The sequence below is a fragment of the Actinoplanes sp. NPDC051388 genome, assembly GCF_055586225.1.
In genome coordinates this window covers 174934-193261 of sequence record NZ_JBVJIP010000015.1, presented here as the reverse complement: position 1 = coordinate 193261, position 18328 = coordinate 174934, and the positions used below count along the sequence as shown (strand labels likewise).

The 18328-nt window shown below is 72.8% G+C and carries 18 protein-coding genes and 1 pseudogene; 10 read left to right on the top strand and 9 right to left on the bottom strand.

Annotation, left to right across the window (positions count from 1 at the left end; all coding sequences use genetic code 11):
- Nucleotide 1 precedes the first annotated feature (1 nt).
- Both ACZ6TI_RS33130 and ACZ6TI_RS33125 read left to right on the top strand, forming a co-directional pair.
- On the top strand, nt 2-1144 hold the full coding sequence (locus tag ACZ6TI_RS33130) for a sensor histidine kinase (protein ID WP_465349133.1): 1143 nt from the start codon (nt 2-4) through the stop codon (nt 1142-1144).
- Nucleotides 1141-1818 (top strand): response regulator, encoded by a 678-nt coding sequence (locus ACZ6TI_RS33125; RefSeq protein WP_465349132.1) that lies wholly within the window; start codon nt 1141-1143, stop codon nt 1816-1818. The genes ACZ6TI_RS33130 and ACZ6TI_RS33125 overlap by 4 nt, the downstream gene beginning before the upstream one ends.
- Here ACZ6TI_RS33125 and ACZ6TI_RS33120 read toward each other — a convergent pair.
- The gene (locus ACZ6TI_RS33120) at nt 1793-3343 is read right to left on the bottom strand and encodes a serine hydrolase domain-containing protein (protein WP_465349131.1); all 1551 of its coding nucleotides are present in this window, start codon (nt 3341-3343) and stop codon (nt 1793-1795) included. The genes ACZ6TI_RS33125 and ACZ6TI_RS33120 overlap by 26 nt on opposite strands.
- Before the next feature lie 73 nt (nt 3344-3416).
- Here ACZ6TI_RS33120 and ACZ6TI_RS33115 point away from each other — a divergent pair, with 73 nt between their 5' ends.
- Nucleotides 3417-6503 carry an amidohydrolase family protein gene (locus tag ACZ6TI_RS33115; RefSeq protein ID WP_465349130.1) on the top strand — a complete coding sequence of 1029 codons (3087 nt, stop codon included), beginning with the start codon at nt 3417-3419 and terminating at the stop codon, nt 6501-6503.
- 55 nt (nt 6504-6558) lie between these two features.
- On the opposite strand, the gene ACZ6TI_RS33110 is transcribed toward ACZ6TI_RS33115, so the two are convergent.
- The 4 genes from ACZ6TI_RS33110 to ACZ6TI_RS33095 form a co-directional block, all read right to left on the bottom strand.
- A complete protein-coding gene (locus ACZ6TI_RS33110; RefSeq protein WP_465349129.1) occupies nt 6559-7053 on the bottom strand; it encodes an SRPBCC family protein in 495 nt (164 codons plus the stop codon).
- A gap of 73 nt (nt 7054-7126) precedes the next feature.
- Nucleotides 7127-7792: a response regulator transcription factor gene (locus ACZ6TI_RS33105; protein WP_465349128.1), complete on the bottom strand. Its 666-nt coding sequence runs from the start codon at nt 7790-7792 to the stop codon at nt 7127-7129.
- Nucleotides 7789-8049 carry a sensor histidine kinase gene (locus ACZ6TI_RS33100; RefSeq protein ID WP_465349127.1) on the bottom strand — a complete coding sequence of 87 codons (261 nt, stop codon included), beginning with the start codon at nt 8047-8049 and terminating at the stop codon, nt 7789-7791. Before ACZ6TI_RS33100 ends, ACZ6TI_RS33105 begins: the two co-directional genes overlap by 4 nt.
- Nucleotides 7959-8624, bottom strand: coding sequence for a histidine kinase (locus ACZ6TI_RS33095; protein ID WP_465349126.1), 666 nt, complete (start codon nt 8622-8624; stop codon nt 7959-7961). The genes ACZ6TI_RS33100 and ACZ6TI_RS33095 overlap by 91 nt, the downstream gene beginning before the upstream one ends.
- 82 nt (nt 8625-8706) lie before the next feature.
- Here ACZ6TI_RS33095 and ACZ6TI_RS33090 point away from each other — a divergent pair, with 82 nt between their 5' ends.
- From ACZ6TI_RS33090 to ACZ6TI_RS33080, 3 genes are read left to right on the top strand one after another with little or no spacing between them, the layout of a single operon-like run.
- The gene (locus tag ACZ6TI_RS33090) at nt 8707-9420 is read left to right on the top strand and encodes an ABC transporter ATP-binding protein (RefSeq protein ID WP_465349125.1); all 714 of its coding nucleotides are present in this window, start codon (nt 8707-8709) and stop codon (nt 9418-9420) included.
- A 5-nt stretch (nt 9421-9425) separates the two neighbouring features.
- Entirely contained in the window at nt 9426-10157 is a 732-nt protein-coding gene (locus ACZ6TI_RS33085; RefSeq protein WP_465349124.1) for a hypothetical protein, read from the top strand.
- Entirely contained in the window at nt 10154-10705 is a 552-nt protein-coding gene (locus ACZ6TI_RS33080; RefSeq protein ID WP_465349123.1) for a hypothetical protein, read from the top strand. Before ACZ6TI_RS33085 ends, ACZ6TI_RS33080 begins: the two co-directional genes overlap by 4 nt.
- Here ACZ6TI_RS33080 and ACZ6TI_RS33075 read toward each other — a convergent pair whose 3' ends face one another.
- Complete coding sequence (locus tag ACZ6TI_RS33075; protein WP_465349122.1) at nt 10706-11401, bottom strand: DivIVA domain-containing protein; 696 nt, start codon at nt 11399-11401, stop codon at nt 10706-10708.
- Nucleotides 11402-11672: 271 nt separating this feature from the next.
- Here ACZ6TI_RS33075 and ACZ6TI_RS33070 point away from each other — a divergent pair, with 271 nt between their 5' ends.
- Together ACZ6TI_RS33070 and ACZ6TI_RS33065 are read left to right on the top strand one after the other, a co-directional pair.
- Nucleotides 11673-12794, top strand: a complete 1122-nt coding sequence (locus ACZ6TI_RS33070) for a 5-methyltetrahydropteroyltriglutamate--homocysteine S-methyltransferase (protein WP_465349121.1) — start codon at nt 11673-11675, stop codon at nt 12792-12794.
- 41 nt (nt 12795-12835) lie between these two features.
- Complete coding sequence (locus tag ACZ6TI_RS33065; protein ID WP_465349120.1) at nt 12836-13897, top strand: hypothetical protein; 1062 nt, start codon at nt 12836-12838, stop codon at nt 13895-13897.
- On the opposite strand, the gene ACZ6TI_RS33060 is transcribed toward ACZ6TI_RS33065, so the two are convergent.
- From ACZ6TI_RS33060 to ACZ6TI_RS33050, 3 genes are read right to left on the bottom strand one after another with little or no spacing between them, the layout of a single operon-like run.
- Nucleotides 13881-14933: an MBL fold metallo-hydrolase gene (locus ACZ6TI_RS33060; RefSeq protein WP_465349119.1), complete on the bottom strand. Its 1053-nt coding sequence runs from the start codon at nt 14931-14933 to the stop codon at nt 13881-13883. The two genes, ACZ6TI_RS33065 and ACZ6TI_RS33060, sit on opposite strands and share 17 nt — an antisense overlap.
- Before the next feature lie 36 nt (nt 14934-14969).
- Nucleotides 14970-15476, bottom strand: a complete 507-nt coding sequence (locus ACZ6TI_RS33055) for an NUDIX hydrolase (protein WP_465349118.1) — start codon at nt 15474-15476, stop codon at nt 14970-14972.
- Between the two features lie 20 nt (nt 15477-15496).
- Nucleotides 15497-16939 carry a gamma-glutamyltransferase family protein gene (locus tag ACZ6TI_RS33050; RefSeq protein WP_465349117.1) on the bottom strand — a complete coding sequence of 481 codons (1443 nt, stop codon included), beginning with the start codon at nt 16937-16939 and terminating at the stop codon, nt 15497-15499.
- 103 nt (nt 16940-17042) lie between these two features.
- Between ACZ6TI_RS33050 and ACZ6TI_RS33045 the strand changes: the two genes are divergently transcribed.
- Together ACZ6TI_RS33045 and ACZ6TI_RS33040 are read left to right on the top strand one after the other, a co-directional pair.
- Complete coding sequence (locus tag ACZ6TI_RS33045; RefSeq protein WP_465349116.1) at nt 17043-18086, top strand: cellulose binding domain-containing protein; 1044 nt, start codon at nt 17043-17045, stop codon at nt 18084-18086.
- A 34-nt stretch (nt 18087-18120) separates the two neighbouring features.
- Nucleotides 18121-18315 (top strand): annotated as a pseudogene (locus ACZ6TI_RS33040) (IS630 family transposase); the annotation flags it as partial.
- Between the last annotated feature and the right edge of the window lie 13 nt (nt 18316-18328).

Sequence of the window (18328 nt, the reverse complement as noted above, 5' to 3'; positions counted from 1 at the left end):
CATGATCCCCCGAGCCTGGGCCGACCCGCTGCTCGGCGTGCTGGCCATCGGCCTGACCCTGGTGGCCACCGTGATCGACGGCGACGACCACGCCGGCCGCCTGCTGACCGGCGCGGACTTCGTCGCCGGCGCCGTCGCGGCCGCCCTGATCGCGATCCGCCGCCGGTGGCCGCTCGCCGTCTTCGCCGCGACGACGGCGCTGACCGTGTCCATCGTCATCGCGGACCTCGACCTGCTGCCGCCCGCGGCGATCGCGGCCCTGATCGCCGCCTACACGGTCGCCGCGTGGCGCGGGCGGACCGTCGGCTGGGTGGCCGGCGCGATCGGCACCACGGCGGTCTACCTGGCGGTCGGGATCACCGTCGACGGTTCCTGGACCCAGCCCGAGGCGATCGCGGTGTTCGCCTCCGGCGGCCTGGCGGTCGCGCTGGGCGATCTGTCCCGCACCCGCCGGGCCTACCTGTCCGAGGTGCTGGCGCGGGCCCGGCGGGCCGAGCAGAGCCGCGACGAGGACGCCCGGCGACAGATCGTCGAGGAGCGGCTGCGGATCGCGCGCGAGCTGCACGACGTGGTGGCCCACCACATCGCGACGATCAACGTGCAGGCCGGCGCGGCCACCCGGGTGGTGGACCGCGAGCCGGACCGGGCGAAGGAGTCGCTGGCACACATCCGGCGGGCCGCGCGGACCGTGCTCGACGAGATGTCCACGGTGCTGAGCGTGCTGCGGGACCCGGCCACGGAGCCGCCGCGGGGGCTGGCTCATCTGTCCGAGCTGATCGAGGACGTGACCGAGGCGGGGCTGCGGGTCGAGGACCGCCGGGACGGGGTCGCGCGGCCGTTGCCGGCGGCGGTCGACCTGGCCGCGTACCGGATCATCCAGGAGTCCCTGACCAACGCCCGCAAGCACGCCCGGGACGACCGGGCGCGGCTGCGGCTGAGCTATGCCGGCGACGGCGTGGAGATCACCGTGGAGAACACGAGCGCGCCGGGAGGGGCCGCCGACCGGGCGGGGCACGGCCTGAACGGCATGCGGGAACGCGCCGTCGCGGTCGGCGGCGAGCTGTCCGCTTTCGGTACGCCGGACGGCCACTTCATCGTCCACGCCACGCTGCCCGCCGCCGCCCTCGCGAAGGAGAAGCCATGAGCATCCGGGTGCTGCTCGCGGACGATCAGAAGCTGATTCTGGGCGGCCTGCGGATGGTCGTCGAGTCGAGTGGCGACATGACCGTAGTGGGCGAGGCCACCACCGGCGCCGAGGCGGTGGCGATGCTTCGCGGAACGCCGGCCGACGTGGTGCTGATGGACCTGCGGATGCCCGGGATGGACGGCATCGAGGCGACCCGGCTGATCACCGGGGACGAGGACCTGGCCGGGGTCCGGGTGCTGGTGCTGACCACTTTCGAGATGGACGAGAACGTGCTTCTGGCGTTGCGGGCCGGGGCCAGCGGGTTCCTCGGCAAGGGCGTCGAGCCGGACGAGTTGCTGGCCGGCATCCGTACCGTGGCCAGGGGTGAGGCTCTGCTTTCGCCGAGGGCGACGCAGGCCTTGATCGTGCGCTTCCTGGACCAGCCGGTGCCGGTGCCGGCCCGGCTGTCCGCGCCGCTCGCCCAGCTCACCGCCCGGGAGCGCGAGATCCTCGCGCTGGTCGCCGAAGGTCTCTCCAACGACGAGATCGCCCGGCGGCTGTTCGTCTCGCCGCTGACCGCGAAGACGCACATCAGCCGGACCATGACCAAGCTGGGCGCGCGCGACCGCGCCCAGCTGGTCATGATCGCGTTCCAGACCGGGCTGGTCAGCCCCGGTGGTATCCCAGGTTGACCACGCCCGGCTTCGGGGGCCGCATGCTGGTGCCCCGCATGCTCGTGCCGCGCATGCTGGTGCCCCGGTGGGACGACCCGTCGCGGCGGAAGAGCCGGCCGCTCAGCCGCAGCCAGCCGACCGTGCCGTCGGCGCCGCGGACGAAGTTCGCCCGGGTGTGCGTGTCGGAGCCGTCCGGGTTCAGCGTGAGCACGTAGTCGCGGCGATAGAAGGCGAGCCGGCCGAACTCGTCGTCGCCGAACCGCAGGCTCAGCTGCCCGTCGTCGGCGACCGCGTCGAGCGCGAGCAGCTGCGGGACACCGTCGGTGCCGATCTGCTCGGCCGAGTAGGTGCCCTCGTACGCGGCCAGCTGCCGGTCCGGCAGTGGACGCGGCCGGGCCGGCAGGTTGCGCACCCCGGCGAACCGGCGCAGCGCCCAGTCGTCGGCGAACAGCTCGGCCAGCAGCGCCGGGCCGCCCTCGGAGTTGGTCAGCACGGTCAGCGCGAAGCCGCGGTCCGGCACCATCAGGAAGCCGGAGTGCTGACCGGCCCAGTCGCCGCCGTGCTGGACCACGGTCGGGCCCTCGGCGGTCGGGCGCAGCAGCCAGGTCACCCCGACGCCGTCCAGTTCCACGAACAGCGTGCCGCCCGGCCCGGGACGCGACCGCATCGCGCGCAGCGACCGCGGGGTCAGCAGCCGGCCGCCGTCGCCGAGGTGGAAGCGCGCCCAGCTCAGCTGGTCGCGGGCGCTGGAGATGAGCCCGCCGGCCGGGTGGATGCCGCGCGGCATGGCCCACAGCTCGGGCACCACGACCGCCGTGCCGGTCTCGTCGATCACGTGCGGCTCGGCCACCACGGCGCCGGGGATCTCGTCGACGAAGAACGCGCTGTGCGACAGCCGCAGCGGCTCGGTGACCAGGGTGCGGATCGCCTGCTCGTAGGTCTGCCCGGTGATCCGCTCGATGAGCCGCCCGGCGAGCGAGAGGGCGGCGTTGTTGTAGGCGAACACCCGGCCCGGCGGGGTCAGCTGCGGGAGGTCGGACATCGCGGCCACGTAGTTGGCCAGGGCGTCGTCGCCGGCGCCGGTGTCCAGGAAGAAGTCGCCGAGCCAGCCGGCGCTGTGGTTGAGGGCCTGGCGCACGGTGACCCGGCCGGAGGCGGCGGCGTCGGCGGTGCGGAAGCCGGGCAGGTAGCTGCGCACGGTGCGATCCAGGTCGAGGCGGCCGCGCTCGACCAGCCGCATGATCGCGGTGCCGGTGAACGTCTTGCTGGTGGAGCCGACCCGGAAGACGGTGTCGCCGTCCACCGGCCGCGGGGCGTCCACGTTGGTGACGCCGAAGCCGCGCACGTACTCCGCGCCGCGGTGCAGCAGCGCGACCGAGACGCCGGGGATGCGGTAGGCCGCCATCCCGGCCTGGATCTTCTCCTCCAGCTCCCGGATCGCGGAGGAGACCCCGGCCGAAGCGGGCGACGGACCGGCGGCGACCGCGGCCACACCGCCCGCGGCGGCGGTGAGCAGAACACGACGGGACATTGATGCGGCCATCGGACAACCCCCAGTGATCGACGCATTTCTATTAGTCTCGGTATCGACGTGCTCACTTTAGGAGGGTGCCGCCATGCCGATCAGCCGACGCGACCTGCTCGCCTCAGTGGCTGCGACAACGGCCGCGGGGGTGCTCACCGCGGATCCGGCGGTCGCGGCCGCGGGCGGCCGTCCGATCAACACCTCGACGGGTACGAATATCAGCGCGCGCCTGTCCCCCGACGGCCGCTGGATCGCGATGGACCTGGCCGGCGTCCTCTGGGTGCTGCCCGCCTCGGGTGGCCCGGCCCGCCGCCTGACCGGGGACCTCTACGACATCGCCCAGCCCGACTGGGCCCCGGACGGCTCCCGGATCGCCTTCCAGTCCTATCGCGAGGGCTCCTTCGACATCTGGACCATCCGCCCGGACGGCTCGGGCCTGCACCGCCTCACCTCGGGTCCATACGACTACCGCGAGCCCCGGTTCAGCCCGGACGGCGACCGGCTGGTGGTGTCCAGCGACCGCACCGGCAGCTACGGCCTGCACCTGCTCGACCCGGCGAGCGGCGCGCTCACCGTCCTCGCCGACACCGCCGCGGTGCAGGAATACGAGGCGGCCTGGTCACCGGACGGCGCCCGGGTGGCGTTCGTGGTGGCCAACACCCGGATCGACGTGGTCGACGTGGCCACCGGCGCCCGGTCGACAGTGGCGACGGTCCCGGCCACCCGGATAATCCACGCGCCGGAGTGGACCCCGGACGGCGCCCAGGTGATCTACCAGGTGAGCGGCGACGGCCGCAGCGAGCTCTGGCTCGGCGCCGCGCCGCTGGTGACCGGCGAGGACGTCTTCCCGTTCCGGGTGTCCTGGCGCTCGCCGCGCGAGTTCGTCTACACCTCGGACGGCCGGATCCGGCGGCGCACGCTGGGCGGTGGCGCGCCGGGCGTGATCGGATATTCGGCCGCGCTGAGCGTGACCACGCCTCGCTACCGGAAGCGGCGACGCGACTTCGACTCGCCGCGGCCGCGGCCGGTGATCGGCATCGGCAGCCCGGCGCTCTCCCCGGACGGCAGCCGGATCGCGTTCCGGGCGCTCAACGACATCTGGGTGATGACCATCGGCCGCGCGCCCCGGCCGCTCACCCGCGACCGGTGGTGGAAGAGCGACCCGGCCTTCTCGCCGGACGGCGCCCACCTGTCCTATTCCACCGACCGCGGCGGCAAGCTGGACATCTGGCTGCGCGACCTGGCCACCGGCGCCGACCGGCAGCTCACCAACCTGCCCAACGCGGCCGCGGTCTCCGGCTCCTGGTCGGCGGACAGCAGCATGCTGGCGTTCCTGGACCAGACCGGCGCGCTCTACACGGTGGAGGTCGCCACCGGCGCGGTGCGGCAGGTCTTCGCCGCCACCTTCGAGCCCGGGAAACCGACCTGGTCGGCGGACGGCAACACCATCGCGCTGGCCGCGATCGTGCCCTATTCGGCGCGCTACCGCGAAGGGCTCAGCAAGATCCTGCTGGTCGACCGGGTCACCGGCGCCGGACGGTACGTGGATCCGCTGCCGGACCGCTCGCTGCAGACCCGCGGCGACGACGGGCCGGTGTGGTCGCCGGACGGCACCCGGATGGCCTTCGTGGTGGCCAGCGTGCTGTGGGTGGTCGACGTGCACCCGGATGGGACGTTCGCCGGGCGGCCCCGGCAGGTCACCCGGGAGGTGACCGACGCGCCGGTGTGGAGCGGCGACTCGCGGGAACTGCTCTATCTGCACAACGGGGAGCTGCGCATGGTGTCCGCCGGTGGCGGGCGGGCGCGCCGCGTACCCATGGGATTGACCTGGACCAACAGCAGACCCCGCGGCCGGACGGTGATCCGGGCCGGCCGTCTCTGGGACGGGCGGTCCGCCCGGCTGGAGACGGACGTCGACGTGGTGGTCGAAGGGCACCGGATCACCGCCGTCGAGCCACATCGGCCCGGACGCGACGCCCGGCTGGTGGACGCGCGCGACGGCGTGCTGATCCCCGGCCTGATCGACATGCACCACCACCGGGAGATGCAGGGATATTCCTACGGCGCGCGGCAGGGGCGGCTGTGGCTGTCGCTGGGCATCACCACGACCCGTTCGCCCGGCAGCCCGGCCTATCACATGGTCGAGGAGCGCGAGTCGATCCAGTCGGGCGCGCGGATCGGGCCGCGCTACTTCGGCACCGGCGAGGCGGTCGACGGGCCGCGGATCTTCTACAACTTCATGCGGCCGACCTTCGACAGCGCCCAGCTGGCGCTCGAGCTGGAACGGGCCGGCGCGCTCGACTACGACCTGATGAAGTCCTATGTGCGGCTGCCGCCGGAGTGGCAGCGGCGGGTGATCGACTGGGCGCACCGGCACGGGGTTCCGGCCACCTCGCACTACCACTACCCGGCTTTGAACTTCGGCGGCGACGGCATGGAACACGTGGGCGCGACCAGCCGGTTCGGTTACTCGCGCACGGTGTCGGTGCTGGGCGCGGTCTCGCCGGATGTGGCGGACCTGTTCGTGGCGGCCGGGGCCCGGCTCACGCCGACGCTGTTCCTGGCCGCGACGCTGCTGGCCGACGACGACCGCCTGGCCACCGATCCGCGGGTCCGGGCGCTCTATCCGAGCTGGGAGTACGCGCTGCTGCAGGCGCAGATCGCGACCGCCCGGACCACCGATCAGACCGCGAACCGGCAGAACCTGGCGCGGCAGGTCGCGCATCTGATCCGGCTGGTGCGCGGCGGCGGCCGGGTGATCAACGGGACGGACTCGCCGATCGCCTCGAACGCGATCAGCACCCACCTCAACCTGCGGGCGATGGTGCGTTATGGGATGACGCCGTTCGAGGCGCTGACGACGGCGACGCGAAACGCGGCGGAGTACCTGACCGAGCCGATCGGGCGGGTGACGGCCGGCGCCTATGCCGACCTGGTGGTGCTGGGCGGCGATCCACTGGCCGACATCGAGGCCGCGGCGGACGTGCGGCAGGTGATGGCGGGCGGGGTGCTGCACACAGTGGAGTCACTGATGGAGCCGTTCGCCACGGCGAAGCCGGCGGTCACGGTGACCACCCCGGCAGCGCTGCGCACAACGGCCAAGCCGGACCCGCACTGGTGGCACGACCCGCACTGGGTCGAGGAAAGCCGGCAGGCCTGCTGCGTGGACAGCCACTAGGAGAAGAAGCCGACGCCTAACGCAGCGCGCCGGATCATCACCGCGCCCGACCGCGCTATTCCTTGCCAATGAGCCGGACGTCCTGCCCCTTCTCGGCGAACGCCTTGAAATCCTGCATGTGCTGTCGTGACTGCTTGCGAAAGACGCCGGGCATCAACAGCCCCACCAGCCGCATCAGCAAGCCGCTGAACCGGAACTCGTTCTCGACCTGCCACAGCGTCCGCTGCGGCCCGGCTTCGGTCAGCCGATCGCGCACGGCGTTCCACATGCCCTCGCCGACGATCTCGCGGTCGAAGTGAACGACGGCGTCCCTCGGGATCTCGTGCAGGTCCACCGGTTCCCGGCGGGTGATGGTCTCGGTGCATTCGAACTTCTGCTTGCCCATCTGCAGCACGACTCGCGACGTGGTGCCGACGTGTCCGTGTGTGCCATTGAGCGGCTCGTGCAGCACCAGGCCCCGCAGCCATTTCGGCAGATGCTCCGGGTCGGCCAGCAGCTGGGCCGCCCGCTCCCTCGGCAGGGCGATCTCGATCGAGACGGTGTACTTCATGCTGTCCTACCCTGCCACGACTCGCCGCGCGGCAGGGGCCCGCCGATGCGGCGGGTCCGACGAGAACCTGAGGTCAGCTTCGCGGCCGCACCAGTCCGGCGTCGAACGCCACGATCACCAGCTGGGCACGGTCGCGCGCGGCCAGCTTCGCGAGCAGGTGGGTGATGTGCGTCTTCACCGTCTTCACCGCGATCACCAGGGCGGCGGCGATCTCGTCGTTGGACAGCCCACCACCGATCAGCGTCAGCACCTCCACCTCACGAGCGGTCAGCGGGCGCAGCACGGCCGGTGGTCGCGCGGGCCGGGGCGCCGCCACGAAGTGTGAGACCAGCCGGGTCAGGATCGACGGCGCGAACAGGGATTCACCCCGATGGGTACGCCGGACGGCATCGATCAGTTCCGCCGGCCGGGCGTCCTTGAGCAGAAATCCGGAGGCGCCCGCCCGCAGGGCCGCGTACACGTACTCGTCGAGCTCGAACATGCTCAGCACGACCACCCGGGTGCCGCCCAGCTCGGGGTCGGCGCAGATCCGGCGGGTCGCCTCGAGCCCGTCGACGCGCGGCATCCGCACGTCCATCAGCACCACGTCGGGACGGGTCGAGCGGGCCCGGGCCACCGCGTCGGCGCCGTTGTCCGCCTCACCGACGACGATCAGGTCCGGCTCGTTGCCGATGATCATCGAGAGGCTGTGCCGCAGCAGCGGCTGGTCGTCCACCAGCAGCACGCGGGTCTGGCTCACGCCGCCGCGTCCTCGGGGATCCGGGCAGTGAGCCGAAATCCGGCGCCGACCGGCTCGGCCACCAGCGAGCCGCCCAGGCTGCCGACCCGCTCGCGCAGCCCGGTCAGGCCGTGCCCGGCGCCCGGCGACGGCTGCCAGCCCTCCCCCGGCCCGTGGTCGGCCACCGTCACCACCACGTCCGTCGCGTCCCGCCGCACGCCCACCCGCACCTCGGTCGGCCCGGCGTGCCGGGCCGCGTTGCTGAGCGCCTCACGCACCGTGCGGCACACCGCCACCTGCACGCCCTGCGACACCGCACCGAGCGGCTCAGCTCCGCCCGCAGCCCGGCCCGCACCGCCGCGGCCACGATGCCGGGCAGGTCGGCCAGGCTGTCCGGCGGCGTCAGCGGCAGGTCGGCCGTCCGCAGCACGCCGAGCATGCGCCGCAGTTCGGCGGTGGCGTGCCGGCTCGCCTCCTCGATGTCGGCCAGCGCCGCGGCCATCTCGGCCGGCTCGGCGACGTGCCGGGTGGCGGCCGCGCGCACGGTGATCAGGCCGAGCCCGTGCGACACGATGTCGTGCAGGTCGCCGGCGATCCGCAGCCGCTCGGCCAGGACCGCCTCGGTGGCCGCCCAGGCGGTCAGCCGTGCCTCGTAGTCCCGCCGATCGGCCCGGGCGCGCCGGATCGCCCAGAGCGCGACCACGACCGCCGCACCGACGATCACCCACGGCAGCACGACGGCCTGCGGGCCTTCGGCGCCGACCGTGCACAGCGACAGCACCAGCACGGCCGCCACGAGCACCGGGATCAGCACGACCTGGGACCGGCCGGCCGGACGCGGATGGGTGTTCATCGGTCAGACCCTAGTTCTCGGACCAGGGTCTGAGGACCGTGGTCCGATGCGCCCGGGACGTCGGTTCGGCTTGACTCGCCGCATGATCGAGGTGGCTGGGATCAACAAGATCAAGGGCAAGACCAGGATTCTGTACGACGTGAGCTTCACCGCCCGCCCCGGACGGGTGACGGGCTTCCTGGGGCCGAACGGCGCCGGCAAGACGTCGACGCTGCGGATCCTGCTCGGGCTGGACCGCCCGCACAGCGGGGTGGCGACGGTGTGCGGGCGGGCGTACCGGTCTTTGGAAGATCCGTTGCGGACGGTCGGCGCGGTGCTGGACGGCAGCGGGGCACATCGGGCGCGCACGGCGCGGGCGCACCTGCGCTGGGTGGCCGCGAGCAACGCCCTGCCGGCGGCGCGGGTCGGCGAGGTGCTGGAGATCGTCGGGCTGACCGGCGAGGCGGGCAAGCGGGCCGGGCGGTTCTCGCTCGGCATGAGCCGCCGGCTGGGACTGGCCACGGCGCTGCTCGGCGACCCCGAGGTGCTGATCCTGGACGAGCCGGTGAACGGCCTGGACCCGGCCGGCATCCGGTGGATGCGTGACTTCCTGCGGGTCACTGCCGATGCCGGGCGGACGGTGCTGCTGTCCAGTCACCTGATGGGCGAGCTGGCCTCGATCGCCGACGACGTGGTGGTGATCGACCGCGGCCGGATCGTCACCCAGGGCACTCTGGACGAGGTGGTCGGGGCGCACGCCACGCTGGAGGACGCGTTCTTCGCGCTGACCGCGACCGAGGCGGGCACGCCGTGGTGAGGCTGGTGCACGCGGAGATCCGCAAGCTGCTGGGGCTGCCCACGGCCCGGATCGGGCTGGCGCTCGGCGTGCTGCTGGCGCCGCTGGTCGCGCTGCTCAACACGTCCTCCACCCGCCGGATGATCGAGGCCGGCGCGGACACGTCCGACCACGGGCTGCAGGAGCTGGGCATCGGGCTGGTCGGCGCGATGATCCTCGGCGTGGTCGTGGTGAGCAGCGAATACACGTCCACCTCCGACGACGCGCCGGGCGCGCGGCAGCTGACCGCCACGCTGCTCGCGGCGCCGCGCCGGCTGCGCCTGCTGGCCGCGAAGACGCTGGCGCTGGCGCTGGTGGTCGCCGCGCAGGGCATGGTCACGATGGCCGCGACCCTCGGGATCGGGCAGGCGCTGCATCCGTCGTTGGCGGCGCCGGGCTGGGCGCGGCTGGGCGGCGCGCTCGTCTTCTGGGTGCTGAGCGCGCTGCTGGCCTTCACCATCACGCTGATCGCCCGCAACGGCATCGTGCCGCTCACCCTGCTGATCGTGAACAGCACCTTCGTGTCGGTGTCCTACCTGCTCACCAAGGTGACGCCGGCGGCCGCCTATCTGCCGGACATCGTGGGGGCGCAGATGTTCATCCGCAACGCCGACTTCCCGGTCCCGATCGCGCCGGTGGTCGCCGGGCTGGTGACGGCCGGGTGGATCGCGGCGTTCCTGGCGATCGGCGCGGCGCTCTTCCGGTGGCGGGACGCGTGAGGAATGTCCACGCGGAGCTCCGCAAGCTGCTCAGCCTGCCGGCGCTGCCGCTGACCGTGGTGCTGACCTGGGCGGGGACGGCGCTGATGACGCTGACCCCGGCCGATCCGGTGTTCTATGCGCGGGCCGGCTTCCTGGCCCTCGGCGTGCTCGCGGCGGCGTCCGAGCATCAGGCCGGTGGGCAGGTCCGCGCCACGCTGCTCGCGATGCCGCGCCGGCTGCCCCTGCAGGCGGCGAAGGCGCTCACGCTGGCCGCGGTCACCGTGCCGATCGCGGCGGTGGCGGCGTTGCTGGCCGGCGAGCCGGCCGCGACCGCCGTGCTGACGCTCGGCACGCTCCTCGGATCAGCCGTGGCGACCCTGGTCCGGCACGCGGTGCCGGCGCTCTCGGTGCTGCTCGGGTGGTGCTTCATCGCGGAGCCGCTGCTGCGCGGCGGCTATCCCGACGTCGCGCGCCTCGGGCCGGGAAACGGGGCCGCCGCCACGGCCGTCTGGACGGCGGGTGCGCTGATCGTCGCCGCCGTCACCTTCCGTCACCGCGACGCGTGATCATCCCGCTCCGACGCCGGTGGTCTCGTGCACGCCCTCCATGTCCTGCAGCTGCTGGGCGATGTGGTTGTTGAGCGCCTCCTGGTAACCCGCGGCCAGCTGGGAGAGCCGCTCGATCTCGTCGAGCAGCGCGTTGCGCTTGGCCTCGAGGCTGTTCATCGCCTCGGTGTGGTTGCGGCGGGCGTCGCCCTCGGTGGTCCGGGCCTTGGCTTGCGCTTCTCCGGTGATCTGCACGGATTTGTCGCGAGCGGCGGCGATCAGGGATTCCGACTCGCGGCGGGCATCCGCGAGGTGATCGTCGGCGGTGCGCTGGGCCATCATCATGACCGCGGAGCTCCGGTCGGACCGGTCGATGGGGGCCGGCGCGGCGCTCGGCGCCTGCTCCAACTGAGCCTGCAGAGCGCGGGCGTGCTGCTCGGCGCGGGCCCGCTCCTGCTGGGCGCGGTCGAGCTGGGCGGCCAGCGCGGCGTGCTCCGCGGACATCGCCGCACCGGAGGAGGGAGCCGCCGGACCGGGGCCGGGGCCACCGCCTTGATGCAGGTGGCCGCGCAGCGACTCGTTCTCCTCGAGCAGCCTGATCATCTGCTGTTCGGCCTCGTCGAGGAATGCGTCCACCTCCTCCTCGTCGTACCCGCGCTTGCCGAGGGGCGGCTTCTTGAACGCCATGTTGTGTATGTCTGCGGGCGTGAGCGGCATCGTGCTCCCTGTTTCGGATAGGGCTTCGGTCTCGGCCGAAGCCTACGCAACCTGTCACAAGCATTGTGGTGTGCGCGATCACAGGATGACGTGACCTGGCATCGGCACTGAAAGTGACGGTCCGGTGACGGCAGCAGCGAGCGCATGGAGCTGCGTTGTAACGCACAACGCACCCGGTCCGGTCCCGGATGCGGTCGGCCTCCGATCGGTGGTGAGGTAAGGCAGGGTAGGGGACGATGTGCCGTACCACTGGAGAAGGGGGCCACCCGTCATGACGCTCCGTGACACTCCGCCGTTCCGCGCGGACCACGTCGGCAGCCTGCTGCGCCCGGCCGATCTGCTCGAGGCGCGCGAGCGCCGGGCCACCGGCGAGATCGACGCCGCCGAGCTGCGCGAGATCGAGGACCAGGCGATCCGCGACGTCGTCCGGATGCAACGCGACGTCGGCCTGCGGTCGGCCACCGACGGCGAGTTCCGCCGCACCTCGTGGCACATGGACTTCATCTATCGGCTCGGCGGTGTGCGCAGCACGGACGAGAAGATCCAGGTGCACTTCCGGAACGCGGACGGCGAGCTCGACTTCGAGTCGGCGGCGCTGGCGATCGACGCGCCGGTCCGGCTGCGGGAGACCATCTTCGGCGACGACTTCGCGTTCCTCGCCGAGACGGTGGATCCCGGGGTGACCGCAAAGCTCACCATCCCGTCGCCGAGCATGGTGCACTACCGCGGCGGGCGGGCGGCCATCGATCCGGCGGTCTACCCCGACGACGAGCAGTTCTGGGCCGACCTGAGCGCGGCCTACGCGGAGCAGGTGCGCCGGGTGGCCGACCTCGGCTGCCGCTACCTGCAGCTCGACGACACCAGCCTGGCCTACCTGAACGACCCGGCGCAGCGGCAGCTGCTGACCGAGCGCGGCGACGACGCCGAGCACCAGCACCTGCGTTACATCCGCCAGATCAACGCGGCGATCGAGGGCCGCCCGGCCGGGCTCGCCGTCACCACACACATGTGCCGCGGCAACTTCCGCTCCTCCTGGGCGGCCGAGGGCGGCTACGACTTCGTGGCGGAGGCGCTGTTCAGCGAGCTGGCCGTGGACGGCTTCTTCCTGGAGTTCGACGACGAACGCTCGGGGGGCTTCGCGCCGCTGCGCTTCGTACCCGAGGGGAAGATGGTCGTTCTCGGTCTGGTCACCACCAAGCGGGGGCAGCTGGAGTCGAAGGACGCGCTGAAGCGGCGGATCGACGAGGCGAGCAGATATGTGCCGCTGGAGCAGCTGTGCCTGTCCCCGCAGTGCGGCTTCTCGTCGACGGTCGAGGGCAATGCCCTGACCTACGACGAGGAGGTCGCCAAGCTGGCCCTGATCGCGGAGACCGCCGAGGAGGTCTGGGGCTGAACGGGGCATCGTGGTGATCGCGTGATCGCTACGATGCGCCGATGTTCAGGAGCCGCACGCGTTCGATTCCGGACCTCTGCACCCAGGTGGGTGAAGCGGTCGACAAGCTCAGTCTGCGGGCCGCCGAGAAGGCCATGAACGCGATCGCCCAGCAGCTGCCGACGGCGTCCGAGCCGGACCTCACCGAGGGTCTGGCCCGCCTGCTGCCGACGCTGTCCCGGGTGGACGTGGGCAACGGCGGCCCGCTGGCCGCTCTGGCCGCGGGCCTGGTCGAGGCCGGCGCCGACCCAAGGCCCGCGCTGGAGGTGCTGGTCGAGCGGGTCGCCGCCGGGCTCGAGCAGGCAGCGCGCTTCCCCGCCCTGGCCGAGGCGATGGGCGGCGAGGTCACCGAGCCGACCAGCTCGGCCGAGGCGCAGGCGCTGATGCGGCGGGCCGCCGCGGCGGCGGCCGAGCAGGGCATCGGCGAGCAGGAGCCGGCCCTCGTCCTGCAGTCCTGGTTCGCGATCAACGACTGGATTCCCGCGCTGCTGCTGCCGCTGCAGCAGAAGCGGGCCCGGCAGGTGCTGCCGCAGCGGCGGCGGCTGACCGAGGCGACCGCGGCGATGGTCGACCACGCCGAGGACGCGACCTGGCTGCTCGGCCTGCTGCTGGTGCTCGACGACGAGCAACTGATCGTGGTGGACCGGGCCACCGGGGTGGCATACCAGGTGACGATCAGCGGCATCGGGGACAACTTCCAGCTGCACACCCTGCTGGCCGCCACCGTGATCGGCGACCCGGCCGCGGGCCTGGTGGCCGGCGAGCGCCCCCAGCCGGCCTGGATCGACTCCGCCACCACCGGGCCCTACGAGCCGCCGACCGCGATCGTGGGACAGTTCAACCTGGTCGACGCGGACGGCAAATGGATCTGGAACGAGGGCCGCCCGAGCGACATCCCGGTGGTCGCGGACCGCCGCGTCGTGGTGCTCGACCCCCCGGCATACCAGCGGACGTGGAACATCGGCCGGGCCTATCCCCTGATGCCGCCCGAGATCAGCCTCGATCGGATCCTGCCGCCGGCGGAGGCCGCCGCCTGGCGCGACCGGATCAAGCCGACGGCCTGACCCACCGCCAGACCGGGTCGCCGTCCGCGGCCCGGACCGGGGTGATCTCGCCGCGCCGCTCCAGGCTGTGCAGGTGCGCGAGGGTCTCCCCGACCGCGGCGCGGCGGCTGAAGGAGTTCAGCGCGGGCCAGCCGCGCGACCAGGTGAGCATCGCGGCGATCTGCCACGCCGACCGCGGCTCGTCGCGATCGGTGGCCGCGGCGACCTCGGCCAGCCGGCTCTCGTGATGCGCGCGCAGAGCTTCGGCTCGCGCCGCGGCGCCGGTGAAGCGGTATTCGTGGCCGGGCAGCACCTCGTCGACGGCGAGCTTGCCGACCCGGTCGAGGGAGGCGAGGAAGTCGTCCAGCGCCGCCGGGTCGTGCCGGCCGAACGCGGAGACGTTCGGCGTGATCCGCGGCAGCAGGTGGTCGCCGGCCAGCAGCAGCCCGTCGGTGCGCTCGTGGAAGGCCAGGTGTCCGGGGCTGTGCCCGGGTGTCCACACCACCTCGACGTCGAACCGGCCGATCCGCAGGCACTCGCCGTCGTCCAGATGGCGGTCCGGGCCGGCCGGCATCGCCCACCGCCGGATCAGCTCGGGATCGCCGCCGTGCTCGATCGCCTCGTCCGGACCGGCGCCGCAGCGGCGCAGCCAGGCGCGGCGCTCCTCGACGAGCTTGTCGTGGTCGTCGGACACCAGCGAGAGCAGCGCCGCGTCCCGCTCGTGCATGGCGACCCAGGCGCCGGACTCGTCGCGGACCCGGCAGGCCAGGCCGTAATGGTCGTGGTGGGCGTGGGTGACCAGCACGCCGGTCACCTCGGCGACGGCCCGCCCGGCGGTCGCCAGCCCGGCGACGAGCACCTGATAGGACGCGTCGGCCGGCCAGCCGGGATCGACCAGGACGACGCCGCCGCGGTGCTCCAGGGCATAGCAGAGCACGTATCGCAGGGGGCTCTCCGGCATCGGGACCGGGATCGACCAGAGGCCGGGCCGGACCAGCTCGACCGGCGGCAGCACGCGGTCACGCCACGCGCGCCGCTGCAGGCTCCCGACATCCATCGGGATCACCCTACGGTGCCGCCGGTCGGCCGATGCTCACCACACCGGCTGGTCGAGCTCCGGGCACGGCTCGCCGGGCCGCGCGAACCAGGCCGGCGCGCCGTCGTCGAGCGCCACCCGGATCCGCATCCGCACATAGGAGCTGACCTCGGGCAACGCGTCCGGCGCGAACCACTCGACGGCCACCGACTCGTCGTCGTTGACCCGCGCCTCGCCGCCGATGACGTGGCAGCGGAACCAGGTGTTGACCATGTGGCAGAGGTCGCCGTTGGGATAGGTGACCTCGTGCAGCGCGACCCCGGCCAGGCGGTCGACACCGATCAGCAGCCCGGACTCCTCCTCGACCTCGCGCACGACGGCCGCGGCGGGCTGCTCACCCGGGTCGAGCATGCCGGAGACCAACGACCAGACCAGGTTGTCGCTGCGCTGCCCGAGCAGCACCCGCCCGGCGTCGTCCACCACCACGGCGCTCACCGAGGAGAACATCAGCAGACCGGGTCCGAATTTTGCGCGCAGGTCTTTCACGTACGGCGAAACGGGCATCCGGCGAACCTAGCAAGCCGTCACCAACCGGCCGCGAAGCCGTCCTTGCGCGGGTCGGAGCCGCCGAGGATGCGCCCGTCCCGGATCTCGATCGCCTGTCCCCCGCCGAACGGCGCCCGGTCCGCCGACCCGGCCACCGGCAGACCCGTCTCCCGCAACGCGTCGGCCATCGTCCACAGTGGCTCTTCGAGCAGCACCGCGTCGCGGTCGATCCGGAATCGGGCCCGGTCCAGCGCCGCCTGCGGGTCGAGGCCGTCGTCGACCACCGAGCTCACGTATTGCACGTGGGCCTGCGCCTGCACATAGCCGCCCATGATGCCGAACGGTCCGCGCAGCCGGCCGCCGTCGAGCAGCATGCCGGGCATCAGCGTGTGGTAGGGCCGCCGGCCGGGCGTCACCTCGCCGGCCACCTCGAATCCCTCGGCGCGGTTGTTCAGCACCACGCCGGTGCCGGGCGCCACGATGCCGGATCCGAAGCTGTCGAACAGGCTCTGGATGAACGAGACCGCCATGCCGTCCGAGTCCAGCGCGCAGAGATAGACCGTGCCGCCACGGGGCTCCGGCAGCAGTCGCGGCACGTCGGCCGCGCGGGACCTCAGGTGGGCCGGCGCCAGCAGGTGGCTGACGTCCGCGCCGTCGCGTACCGCGGTGAAGCCGTCCTCCAGGGCGAGCGCGACGGCCCGGACCTGATCGCCCAGTCCCGGCTTCTCGTGGGCGGCGAGCAGCGCGAGCGCCTCGAGCGCGACCACGCCCTGGGTCGGCGGCGGCAGTTCCAGAACATCGATCCCCCGGTACGCGAACCGCACCGGCTCCACCCACTGTGGACGATAGGAGTCCAGATCCGCTTCGGTGAGCCAACTCGCGGCGGCGATCGCGGCGGCCACCGGCCCTCGGTAGAACGCGTCCGGGCCGTGCTCGGCGATCGCCCGCAGCGTCGCGCCGAGCTCCGGCATCCGATAGACCTCGCCGACCGCCGGCGCGGGCCCGAACTCGGCCGGCGCGTGCGGCGTGCCGCGCCAGTATCCCGAGCAGTGCGCCCCGGCGGCGACTCCCCGTTCGGCGAGGTCGATCGCGGGGCCCAGACAGGTGTCCAGCCCGAGGCGGCCGTGCCGCTCGCTGAGCGCGGCCCAGCCCGCCACCGCGCCGGGCACGTCCACCGCCCGCGGGCCCCGGCCCGGCACCGGCAGCGGATCCGCACCCGCCGGCGCCGGACCGGCCGCGTCCAGACCGGTGGCGGCGTTGCCGTCCCAGACGATCGCGAAGGCGTCCCCGCCGATCCCGGTCGACATCGGCTCGGCCACGCAGCAGACCGCGGCCGCGGCGATCGCGGCGTCCGCCGCGGTGCCGCCCCGCCGCAGCATGTCGAGCCCGGCCATGGTGGCCGTGCCCTGACTGGTGGCGACCATCGCCTCCGCGGCGACCGCCGGCCCGCGACCGGGAGACCATCGGAACTCTGGCGTCATGCCGCCCATCCTCGCCCGCTTCCGGTCCGGTCACCAACCGGATCCCCAGGATTCCGATATCGATGACTTCCGATGGGAGCGCTCCCATGCCATGATGCCTCCCATGAAGCTTCGGAGTGTCGCCGCCCTCGCCGCCGCCACCTTCGCGCTCAGCGCGACCGCGGTCGGTGTGGCCGGTCCGGCCAGCGCCGCGGCGGGCTGCCGGGTGACCTATACGATCTCCAGCCAGTGGCCGGGCGGCTTCGGCGCGGCGGTCGCGGTGACCAATCTCGGCGAGCCGGTCAGCGGCTGGACGCTGACCTTCCGGTTCGCCGACGGCCAGCGCGTCACCCAGCTGTGGAACGGGGTGGTGACCCAGTCCGGCGCCGACGTGAGCGTCCGCGACGCCGGCTACAACGCCGGGATCGGCACCGGCGCCAGCACGTCGTTCGGGTTCAACGGCTCGCACAGCGGCGCGAACTCGGTGCCGGCCGCGTTCTCGCTCAACGGGACCGCGTGCACCGGCGACGTCACGACCCCGCCGCCGCCGACCGGGGACACCGTGCGGGTGATGCCGCTGGGCGACTCGATCACCGGCTCGCCGGGCTGCTGGCGCGCCCTGCTGTGGCAGCAGCTCCAGCAGGCCGGGCACACCGAGGTGGACTTCGTCGGCACGCTGCCGGCGCAGGGGTGCGGGTTCACGTACGACGGGGAGAACGAGGGCCACGGCGGTTTCCTGGCGGTCAACATCGCCAACCAGAACCTGCTGCCCGGCTGGCTCGCCGCCACCCGGCCGGACGTGGTGATGGTGCACCTCGGCACCAACGACGTGTGGAGCAACCTGTCGCCGCAGACCATCCTGGCCGCCTTCAGCACGCTGGTGAACCAGATGCGGGCGTCCAACCCGGCGATGAAGATCCTGGTCGCGCAGATCATTCCGATGAACCCGAGCAACTGCGCCGACTGCGCACAGCGGGTGGTCAACTTCAATGCGGCGATCCCGGCCTGGGCGGCGTCGATCAGCACCAGCGCCTCGCCGGTCACCGTGGTCGACCAGTGGACCGGCTTCAACCCGGCGACCGACACCGGCGACGGCGTGCACCCGAACGACAACGGCAACCGGAAGATCGCCGCCCGCTGGCTCCCGTCCCTGACCTCGGCGCTCTAGGTGTTCTGCCCAGTGAGGTTGGGTACGCGGTTGGCGGGTGATCCTGCACCGGCACGGCGTCACCTTTCAGCGCACCCGGACCTGGAAGACGTCGACCGACCCGGACTACGACAGCAAGCTGGACCGTATCGATGAGGTGATGTCCCGTTTTCCCGACCGGGTCTTCGCGTTCGACCAGTTCGGGCCGTTGAGTATCCGTCCGTGTCACGGCACCTGCTGGGCCGCCAAGCGCCGCGAACGCG